Here is a 9961-nt window from a genome sequence, read left to right as displayed (position 1 = left end):
AGAGACCAGCAGCATGAAATCAGCACACGCCCCGCTCAAATGCGGAGAGCCCGTTCAATGGGCCTATGCACAAGCGGGCGTTTCAATTCCGCGAACTACCTACGACCAGGCGGTCGGCGGAGCTCCGATTTCCCGGGACGATCTCCAGCCAGGTGACGTAGTCCTGTACTACGGCGGGGAACATGTGGGGATCTATGCCGGAGGCGGTGAGGTCCTTCACGCCCCGACGTCCGGGGAGTCGGTCAAACGCGCACCCGTGGACTCGATGCCATACTATCTCGCCCGGCGCTACTGACATGTATCACGTCAACTTGACAAAAAGTCATGTATCGCAACGATATTCGGGCCGTTCATCACGATCCGAATGCTTGACACTCCCCCAATGCGCGGAATGTGATGCCATCCTCTCCCCCGCGAGCGCGGTCTGCACCAGGTGTCGCGGAGCGCGGTTGGACGTAACGCGGTGTTGCGGAGACGGCACTGTCGTGTCCTGGCGAACGGTTCACGGTGACCCCACGACCGTTCTCGCCATCGTCGAATTGGACGAGGGGCCGTGGCTGTACACGTTGCTCACGGAATCCCCGCGCGCGGATGCGTCCGGACCGCTGCGAGTATTGTTTCAACGGCGAGAACTAGGTAAGCGGTACCCGGTGTTCTGCCTGTGCGGCGACGATAGGGGAGAACTGCAATCGGACTTCAGCTCCGATCTGCTGAACCATTGACCTCGCGCGAGTCACGCTCCTGCGCAGTCGATACCACCCACGCCGCGATCTGCGCTCTGGAGGTGAAACCCAATTTCGTCAGCACGTGCTCCACGTGCCCCTGTGCTGTCCGCGGCGAAATGACGAGATGCTCTGCGACAGCGCGGTTGGTCAGGCCCTGCGCAACCAGTTCCGCAACCTGCAGTTCACGACGAGTAAGTCGAATCGCCTCGGTCGACGATGTTTCCGGGACTCTGTGATGCTCGTCGAGCGCGTACGCGACAGCTTCACCCTCGGTCATCACAATTCCCCGGTGAAACTGCTTGTCGAAAGCGCCCTTACCCAATGCCTTTTGAGCATCGTTTGCCGCCTTGTCATGGTGGGGTGACAAGATCGGAAGCCCCGCGAGCCGACTCCCGACCTTCTGCCAGTACATCGCCGCAGCGCCGAGTAGAACCGCCGATTGCTTCCAATCACGTTGCGCTGCAGCAATCCACGCCAACTGTTCGATACACCACGCCGAGTTCATTGAAGCGGCCGTGGCCCGCAGACTTCGCGCCAAATGGTCACGTGCGCGCTCGAGGTCACCTCGAAACCAGTCCACAAGCCCTAGATTGCTAAGCGCCGACGCCTGATACATCACTTCGTGCGGCGGTCCGGTGATGGCAAGGGACTCGTCGAAACACTCCACCGACCGCTCCAGCGCGCCGGTAAAGATGCAAGCGAGCCCGAGGGTAATCAAGCCGGCCACTTTGTGCTCCAGATTCTCAGCTGATTGGAAAAGCGATACGGCAGCCTCCAACTTCCTGGCGGCAGTGTCGAATTCGCCGTTGAACGTGTCGACATATCCGTCCGCCCATCCAGCCAGGCCTCGAGAGCGTACATCTCCCACGACCTCGGCAAGGCGCCAACTCTCCGCTACCTGTCCGCGCGCCCGGACGAGGTCACCCTGCATCCCATGCGCTACGGCGTCGATACACAGAATTTCCACGCGATAAGTGTCCGGCTCCCCATCGGAAGCTCTCAGGGTTCGATCCGCCCAGTGCCGCGCCGAAGCGATCCGACCGCCGAGAACCCAGAATCGGTACAGCGCCGCGACCATTCGCGTCGCTGATCGCGTCTGACCCGGCGTCGAGATCGAAAACTCCAGCGCGTCGTAGACGTTGTGCAGTTCAAGACCCAGCCGTGCGATCCACGCAGCTTGCTGGTCACTGATCCACTCGGCTTCCGCACGAACGACCAGCGCTTCGAACCAATCACGGTGGCGCCATCGAAGTTCCGCGTAGTCGTTCGAGAACTCGGCCTTCTCTCGTCCGTACTCCCGGAGTAGATCGAGAAGGTGGTATCTGACTGAGCCGTCGATCTCCTCACGAATGAGGATGGACTTCTCGACCAACGCAGTGACGAGATCGAGCACTTCCGTCGAACTCGAATCCTGCCCGCAAACACCCTCGGCAGCATCGAGATCGAACCCACCCGAGAACACCGACAGCCTCGCCCACAACCGTTGTTCACGCGGTGAGCACAAGTCGTAACTCCAATCGATCGACAATCGCAGGGTCTGCTGACGACTGGGAACATCACGCCCACCGGAAGTCAACAGGCTGTAACGATCAGAAAGCCGATACATGATCTGCTCCGCCGACATAGATCGCAGCCGAGCAGCAGCCAACTCGATCGGCAACGGCAATCCGTCCAGATCGTGGCAGATACGGGCAACGGCATTCCGGTTCCCTTCGGTCAACACGAAACCCGGCACCACAGTCGCAGCTCTTTCTGCGAACAACAAAACAGACTCGTACCGAGCCAGTCCGTCGAAAGCGCGCGGCCCCCGCAGTTCCGGCGTAGTGAGAGAAGGAACCCGCATCACCACCTCACCGCCCACACCCAGAGACTCTCGCGACGTCGCCAGAATCTTCACACCAGCACACCGACGCAAGATCGCCCCGGCAAGCCGGGCAACCGAATCCACCAGGTGTTCACAGTTGTCGAACACCAACAGCAGACTCCGATCGGCGCAAAATTCGATCAAAGCGCGCAGCGGATCAGACGACGAAACCGGCCGCACCCCCAAAGTCACGGCGACATAATCCGCGAGCAGATCCGGATCCGACAACTCCCCCAACTCCACCAACCAGGTACCGTCGCTGAACACCCGCTGCAGCGCACCCGCAAGCCGAATCGCGAGACGTGTCTTGCCCACGCCCCCGACGCCGGTCAGCGTCAACAAACGGGACGACTCGAACAATCTTCTGGCATCGGCCAACTCACGCCGCCGACCGACAAAACTCGTCAACTCCAACGGCAAGTTACCGACAACCCGATGATCGGCTTCTGCACGCACAGCGGATGCCATCGACCGACTCGCTTTCTGCGATTCCACTCCAAAACCAACGCTACCCCCGCGAACTGCACCCGAGAAGCGCTCACCACTGCCCGCGATCTCAGCCTCGGGAGTCGGTCTCCTGCTCGGTCGACACGAACCACGCCGCGATCTGCGCTCTGGAGGTGAAACCCAATTTGGTCAGCACATGCTCCACATGACCCTGAGCCGTACGAAGCGAGATCACGAGATGTTCCGCGATAGCGCGATTGGTCAGGCCCCGCGCAACGAGTTCCGCAACTTGCTGCTCACGACGAGTCAGGTGAGGTGCCTCAGTTGACGATGAACCCGGAACACTGCGACGCTCGTCGAGCGCATACGCGACAGCTTCACTCTCGGACATCACAAATCCGTTGCGAAACGACTTGTCGAAAGCACTCTTACCCATAGCCCTACGAGCAGTCTCTGCCGCAGTGTCGTGATGCGGCGACAAACCCGGCAGGCCCGCCAGCCGACCCCCGACCTTCTGCCAATACATGGCTGCCGCGCCGAGCAGAACCGCGGAATTCTTCCAATCGCGTTGCGTTGCAGCAATCCACGCCAGTGGTTCGATACACCACGCCGAGTTCATCGGGGCATCGAGAATTCTCAGACTTCGCGTCAAATAATCACGTGCGTCATCTAATTCACCTCGGAGCCAGCCCACGAGCCCGAGGGTTCCCAACGCAAAAGCCTGGAACATGACTTCGTTGGCGGGCACGGTGATCGCGAGAGTCTCTTCGTTGCACTCCACCGAGCGATCGAGGGCCCCGGAAAGAAAGTACGCGATCCCCAGGGTGTCCAGGCCGATCACCACATGCAGCAGATTTTCGTCCAATCGAAACAGCGTCAACGCGGATTCCAACTTGGCTGTAGCGGTATCGAAGTTGCCTCTGAACGTATCGACGTATCCGTCACCCCATGCCGCGAGACCGCGTGAGCGTACGTCCGCCAAGGCATTCGCCAGGAGCCAACTCTCGTCGACCAGCGCTTGTGCCCGTTCGAGTTCCCCCTGCATCGCGTGATTCACAGCGTCGATGGCCAAGACATCAACGCGGAACGGGTCGAGCTCCCGATCCTCTGTATTCAGAGCTCGATCCGTCCAATACCGTGCCTGCACAAGCAATCCACCAGAAAGCCAGAATCTGTACAACGCAGCGACCATTCGCGTCGCAGATCGCGCCTCTCCGGTAGTGGAAATCGAAAACTCCAGCGCGTCGTAGACGTTGTGCTGTTCACGACCCAGCCGTGCGATCCACGCCGCTTGCCGGTCACTGATCCACTCGGCTTCCGCACGAACAACCAGCGCTTCGAACCAATCACGGTGGCGCCGTTGAAGTTCCACGTAGTCGTTCGAGATCTCGGCCTTCTCTCGTCCGTACTCCCGAAGGAGGTCGAGCAGGTGATAGCGAACGGTGCCGTCGATCTCCTCACGAATGAGGATGGACTTCTCGACCAACGCAGTGACGAAATCGAGCACTTCCGTCGAACTCGAATCCTGCCCGCACACTCCCTCGGCAGCGTCCAGCTCGAACCCGCCGGAAAATACTGTCAGCCGACCCCACAGCTGCTGCTCCGGAGGCGAGCACAAGTCGTAACTCCAATCGATCGACAAGCGGAGAGTCTGCTGACGACTCGGTACGTCGCGTCCACCAGAAGTCAAAAGGCGGTAACGATCCGAGAGCCGATCCATGATCTGCTCCGCCGACATACCGCGCAGGCGAGCGGCCGCCAACTCGATCGGAAGCGGGAGTCCATCCAGGTCGTGACAGATATGAGCAACGGCGCGCTTGTTCTCCTCAGTGAGGGTGAAACCGGGGACGACTGAAGCCGCACGCTCGGTGAACAACGACACGGATTCGTACTGGGCAAGTCCCTCGTATTCGCGCGGCTGTTGCTGCGGTGTGGTGAGCGAGGGAACGCGCATCGTCACCTCACCGCCCATTCCCAACGATTCTCTGCTCGTCGCCAAGATCTTGACACCGGCACACCGCCGTAGGATCGCACCGGCAAACAGAGCGACGGCATCGACCAGATGTTCGCAGTTGTCGAGTACCAACAGCAGACTGCGATCGGAGCAGTAGTCGATCACAGTGTGCAGCGGGTCCGACGAGGACACCGGCCGCACCCCCAAAATCACGGCGACATAATCCTCGAGGAGTTCTGGATCCGTCTGCTCGCCCAACTCCACCAACCACGCGCCGTCTCGGAACACCCGCTGGAGCGCGCTCGCAAGCCGGATCGCGAGCCGCGTCTTGCCGACACCTCCGATACCGGTGAGCGTCAATAAACGGGACGACTCGAACAATCTTCTGGCTTCGGCCAACTCACGCCGTCGGCCGACAAAACTCGTCAGCTCCAAGGGCAAGTTGCCGACAACTCGCTGGTCGGCTTCTGATCGCACAACGGATGCCATCGACCGACTCGCTTTCTGCCAACCACTACAAATCAACGCTACCCCCGCGTTCGTCGCCCTGAGCAGCGCTCACTTGTGCTTCGTCATCGCAGTCGAAATGTCGGCCCCTCACAGATGCGATTCACGACGGCCATGCCGGTGTCACGCGCCCGAAACAACGGATTTCTACCCTGGCAGCGACGAGAAGGGAGACCGACATGCCACCGCGCCGTAGATCGGTACTACTGACGCAACTGGTAATCGATGCTCCCGGCAGTCCACAACAAACGATCCTCGACGAACTGCGCCGAGTGATTCTGTCGGGTTCGGCGCCTCCGGGTACCCCGATCCCTCTCGGCGACGTGGCTGATGTGTTCGGGGTCAGCCGAATACCAGTGCGGGAATCGCTGAAGACCCTGGTCGGAGAGTCGTTGGTCGACCACCGCCACCAATTCGGCTACACCGTTGCTCAGTTGACGCCGGCAGAACTGCGCGAGATGTACATCGTCCGCGAAACTCTCGAATCAGCTGCATTGGCCGTCGCCGTCGAACAGGCCACCGAAGAGGATCACGAACACGCCGTCGAGGTGAATTCCCGTCTGGAGATCGCGTTGCGCTACGACGACTCTCAGTCCTATCACTGTGAGAGCCGAAACTTTCACCTCGCACTGACCCGACCGTCGCAAATGCTTCGACTTCTGCACATGTTCGAAGCTGCCTGGAACATCACCGAACCGGTACAGCCGATGGTCCATGTTGCCGGCGTCGATCGCCAGGTTCTGCACTCCGATCACACCGCGATGCTGGACGCATTCCTGCGTCGAGACGCAGCCGCGCTTCTGAGTGCTTCCGAAATCCATCATCGCCGACTCAACACCGTGATCGCGACTCTGCCCACAGACACCGGCCTACTGGCCGAGAAAGATATACCGATTGCGCAATAGCTGTGCAACACAGCGTCGATACCTTTCTCTCAACACAGTTTTCATCACTGACGCTGAGAGCTCGTGCACTGTCCGCTGATTTCCTGCACTGATGCACAGGAGCTGTCATGACCGACATTCTTCCGTCCCGAACGACCACTACCCCTACTCCCCCAAAGGAAACCGGCTCGGCCGACCTCGTCGAAGCCGCGGGCCACCCTGTCGGCGGCGGACTGATCAAACCGGGCTACGACCCTCGTTTGACCAACGAGGATCTGGCGCCGCTTCGCAAGCAGACCTGGTCGTCGTACAACATCTTCGCCTTCTGGATGTCCGACGTACACAGCGTCGGCGGATATGTCACTGCCGGTAGTCTTTTCGCACTGGGATTGGCCAGCTGGCAAGTACTCGTCGCCCTGCTGGTCGGTATCACGATCGTTTACTTCTTCTGCAATCTCGTCGCCAAGCCCAGCCAAGTTACCGGCGTACCGTATCCGGTGATCTGCCGCAGCGTGTTCGGTGTCCTCGGCGCGAACATCCCGGCAATCATTCGTGGCCTGATTGCCGTGGCCTGGTACGGGATTCAAACCTTCCTCGCTTCGGCAGCCCTCGATGTCGTACTGATCAAACTCTTTCCGTCACTCGCACCGTATGCCGTCGTCGAAGACTACGGATTCGCCGGACTCTCCGCACTGGGCTGGGGAAGTTTCATGCTCCTGTGGGTACTTCAGGCCTGCGTCTTCTGGCGAGGCATGGAATCGATCCGCCGCTTCATCGACTTCTGCGGGCCGGCTGTGTATGTCGTGATGTTCATGCTGTGCGGGTACCTCATCTACCAGGCAGGCTGGAGCGCTGTCGATCTCACACTCGGCGACGTCAAGTACTCCGGTTTCGACGCCGTGCCGGTCATGCTCGGTGCGATCGCTCTGGTTGTCTCGTACTTCTCCGGACCGATGCTCAACTTCGGTGACTTCTCCCGCTACGGGAAGTCGTTCGCTGCAGTCAAGAAGGGCAACTTCCTCGGTTTGCCATTGAACTTCCTCGTATTCTCGGTGTTGGTCGTCGTCACGGCGTCGTTGACACTGCCGGTGTACGGCGAACTGATCACCGATCCCGTCGCAACAGTGGCACGAATCGACAGCACCTTCGCCATCGTCCTCGGCGCACTCACCTTCACCATCGCCACGATCGGCATCAACATCGTGGCCAACTTCATTTCCCCGGCCTTCGACTTCTCCAACGTGAGCCCGCAGAAGATCAGCTGGCGCGCCGGCGGGATGATCGCGGCGATCGGCTCGATCCTCATCACCCCGTGGAACCTCTACAACAATCCCGACGTCATCCACTACACGCTCGAAACCCTCGGAGCCTTCATCGGTCCGCTGTTCGGAATCCTGATTGCCGACTACTACCTCGAGCGCAAGCAGAAGGTGATCGTCGACGAACTGTTCAGCATGTCGCCGACCGGAACCTACTGGTACAGCAAGGGATACAATCCTGCTGCAGTGATCGCCACCGTGGTGGGAGCCGTCGTCGCAATGGTCCCGGTCCTGGGCAAGGACCTCACCGGGATGTACACCGCAGCGCAGTACAGCTGGTTCATCGGTTGTGGGCTCGGATTTGCCGTCTACTACCTACTCGCCACGCGCACTTCCCTGGCTGTCCGGAATGCTTCTTCTCCCGACACTGTGACGGTCGACTGATCGTCATGAGAATCAAGGTGATCAACCCCAACACCACGTGGGCGATGACCGCCAAGATCGAGGAATGTGCCCGGGCCGTCGTAGGCTCGGGCACATTCGTCGAGGCCGTCAGCCCTGCGATGGGTCCCGCGTCGATCGAAAGCCACTACGACGAAGCTCTCAGCATCCCCGGAATCCTGGCCGAGATCGCCGCCGGAGAAAAGAACGAAGTCGACGGCTACGTCATTGCTTGCTTCGGTGACCCAGGCCTGGATGCAGCCAGAGAGCTGGCCGAGGGCCCCGTCGTAGCTGTTGCCGAAGCGGCAATGAACTACGCAAGTTTCCTGGGACGCGGATTCAGCATCGTGACCACCCTCGGTCGAACACGCGGCCGCGCAGCCGATCTGGTGGACCGGTACGGCATGCAGGCTCGGTGCCGGGGTATCCACTCCTGCGAGATTCCGGTTCTGGAACTCGATCGTGATCCCGACGCGCGAAAGGTGATCTTGGAAGCCTGTTTCGACGCATTGGAGCAAGACGACTCGGACGTCCTCGTGCTGGGTTGCGCCGGCATGGCGGACCTGTGCCAGGACTTGTCCGACGAACTCGGTGTCCCGGTAGTCGACGGCGTTGCCGCTGGGGTCACGATGGTTCAATCGTTGGTCACCCTCGGACTGTCGACCAGTGCGCGCGGCGAGTTCGCACGGCCACTGCCCAAAATCTACACCGGCACACTGACACCGTTCTCGCTGTGAACGCGCCCGAGCGAGAGTCGAGCACCAATCGTCACCAGTGCCAGGACCGCGAACAATACTCCGGCCCAAACTAATTGGCGGGTTTCGAAATGCGCGAGAAACAGTCCACCGACCGCAGTTCCAAGCGTGATCCCCAAGTTGGAGAACGAGATGAAAAGGCTGTTGCCGAATTCAGGCGCGTCGACTGCGTCTCGCCCCATCCAACTCTGCGAAACCACCAGTCCACCGGAATGCACTACACCCCAAACCAACACGGCTACAACCATCGCACCGAAGTACGGGCCTGCCAGATAGAGCATCACGTAGACGACGATGTACAGCAAGGGAAAAGCCACAACCGTGCGCACCACACTCTTGGCGAGCACCGCCCCGAAGACGAAGTTGCCGAAGATCATCACGACACCGAAAGCCAAGAGCATCGCGCTGATCCACGATCCGCTCATGCCCGTCACTCCGCCGAGGTATTCGGCGAAGTATCCGTACACCGAGAACATGGCTGCGAAGACGAAGGTGACGGAAAGGATGGTCAACCACACGCGCGGCCGGCGAAGGATCCCGACCTGTGCGCCGTACGACAGGCGTTGTGTCACCGGAGCCGAGGGCAGAAGTACGACAATCCCGAGAAACGCGAGAACGTTGACCACGGCACCGAAAACGAAAGCCGTGGACACCGAGAAGTTCTCGGCCAGATACGACGTCAGCGGTACACCGAATGCGAATCCTACTGTGACACCCGCAAATACTTTCGTCACAGCTGCAGTTGCTTCCTCCGGTGGCACCAGTCGAACTGCACTCGCGAGTGCGAGCGCGAAGAAGACCGGGTGAACCACGGCGGGAATGATCCGAAATACAAACATCACCTCGAAACTCGACGTGCTCGCGTACACCATGTTGGAGACCACAAAGACTGCAATCGCCACCAACAGAACGGTTTTCCTGTTGATTCCCGAGGTGATCAGCGTCGTGAACGGACCGGTCACCGCCACGACGAGCGCAAACACACCGACCAACCATCCGGCAGTGGACGCGGTGATACCGAACTTTTCGCTGACCTGAGGCAGAACCCCGATAATGCCCATCTCCGTAGTGATGATTCCGAATACACCCAACGCCAGAACCGGTATCAACAATTTCGACTTCACG

The 9961-nt window shown here is 59.9% G+C and carries 8 protein-coding genes; 5 read left to right on the top strand and 3 right to left on the bottom strand.

What is annotated here, in order from left to right; genetic code table 11:
• Both H7C86_RS25655 and H7C86_RS25650 read left to right on the top strand, forming a co-directional pair.
• Window positions 1-295: C40 family peptidase (locus tag H7C86_RS25655; protein ID WP_182262463.1), on the top strand; the 295-nt coding region annotated here is incomplete at its 5' end.
• Window positions 296-485: 190 nt separating this feature from the next.
• Window positions 486-722 (top strand): hypothetical protein, encoded by a 237-nt coding sequence (locus tag H7C86_RS25650; protein WP_020970572.1) that lies wholly within the window; start codon window positions 486-488, stop codon window positions 720-722.
• Here H7C86_RS25650 and H7C86_RS25645 read toward each other — a convergent pair.
• Together H7C86_RS25645 and H7C86_RS25640 are read right to left on the bottom strand one after the other, a co-directional pair.
• Window positions 697-3057 carry a LuxR C-terminal-related transcriptional regulator gene (locus tag H7C86_RS25645; protein WP_182262462.1) on the bottom strand — a complete coding sequence of 787 codons (2361 nt, stop codon included), beginning with the start codon at window positions 3055-3057 and terminating at the stop codon, window positions 697-699. The two genes, H7C86_RS25650 and H7C86_RS25645, sit on opposite strands and share 26 nt — an antisense overlap.
• Before the next feature lie 88 nt (window positions 3058-3145).
• Window positions 3146-5479, bottom strand: coding sequence for a LuxR C-terminal-related transcriptional regulator (locus tag H7C86_RS25640; RefSeq protein WP_182262461.1), 2334 nt, complete (start codon window positions 5477-5479; stop codon window positions 3146-3148).
• Window positions 5480-5676: 197 nt separating this feature from the next.
• On the opposite strand from H7C86_RS25640, the gene H7C86_RS25635 reads away from it, so the two are divergent.
• From H7C86_RS25635 to H7C86_RS25625, 3 genes are all read left to right on the top strand, one after another.
• Window positions 5677-6402, top strand: coding sequence for a GntR family transcriptional regulator (locus tag H7C86_RS25635; RefSeq protein WP_020908886.1), 726 nt, complete (start codon window positions 5677-5679; stop codon window positions 6400-6402).
• 107 nt (window positions 6403-6509) lie between these two features.
• Window positions 6510-8084 (top strand): NCS1 family nucleobase:cation symporter-1, encoded by a 1575-nt coding sequence (locus tag H7C86_RS25630; protein ID WP_182262460.1) that lies wholly within the window; start codon window positions 6510-6512, stop codon window positions 8082-8084.
• 5 nt (window positions 8085-8089) lie between these two features.
• Window positions 8090-8818 carry an aspartate/glutamate racemase family protein gene (locus H7C86_RS25625; protein ID WP_182262459.1) on the top strand — a complete coding sequence of 243 codons (729 nt, stop codon included), beginning with the start codon at window positions 8090-8092 and terminating at the stop codon, window positions 8816-8818.
• On the opposite strand, the gene H7C86_RS25620 is transcribed toward H7C86_RS25625, so the two are convergent.
• The gene (locus H7C86_RS25620; protein WP_182262458.1) at window positions 8785-9960 is read right to left on the bottom strand and encodes an MFS transporter; all 1176 of its coding nucleotides are present in this window, start codon (window positions 9958-9960) and stop codon (window positions 8785-8787) included. The two genes, H7C86_RS25625 and H7C86_RS25620, sit on opposite strands and share 34 nt — an antisense overlap.
• Between the last annotated feature and the right edge of the window lies 1 nt (window position 9961).

Origin of the sequence: Rhodococcus sp. UFZ-B548 (genome assembly GCF_903819475.1) — a bacterium.
GTDB classification, from domain to species: Bacteria; Actinomycetota; Actinomycetes; order Mycobacteriales; family Mycobacteriaceae; genus Rhodococcus_F; species Rhodococcus_F erythropolis.
The sequence above is the reverse complement of the archived record's forward strand: the minus strand, read 5'-3'. Positions and strand labels throughout refer to the sequence as shown.

Coding starts and splice junctions, on each gene's coding strand:
- H7C86_RS25645 (WP_182262462.1), bottom strand. CDS start 3,057: ATGGCATCCGCTGTGCGTGCAGAAGCCGATCATCGGGTTGTCGGTAAC.
- H7C86_RS25635 (WP_020908886.1), top strand. CDS start 5,677: ATGCCACCGCGCCGTAGATCGGTACTACTGACGCAACTGGTAATCGAT.
- H7C86_RS25625 (WP_182262459.1), top strand. CDS start 8,090: ATGAGAATCAAGGTGATCAACCCCAACACCACGTGGGCGATGACCGCC.
- H7C86_RS25630 (WP_182262460.1), top strand. CDS start 6,510: ATGACCGACATTCTTCCGTCCCGAACGACCACTACCCCTACTCCCCCA.
- H7C86_RS25640 (WP_182262461.1), bottom strand. CDS start 5,479: ATGGCATCCGTTGTGCGATCAGAAGCCGACCAGCGAGTTGTCGGCAAC.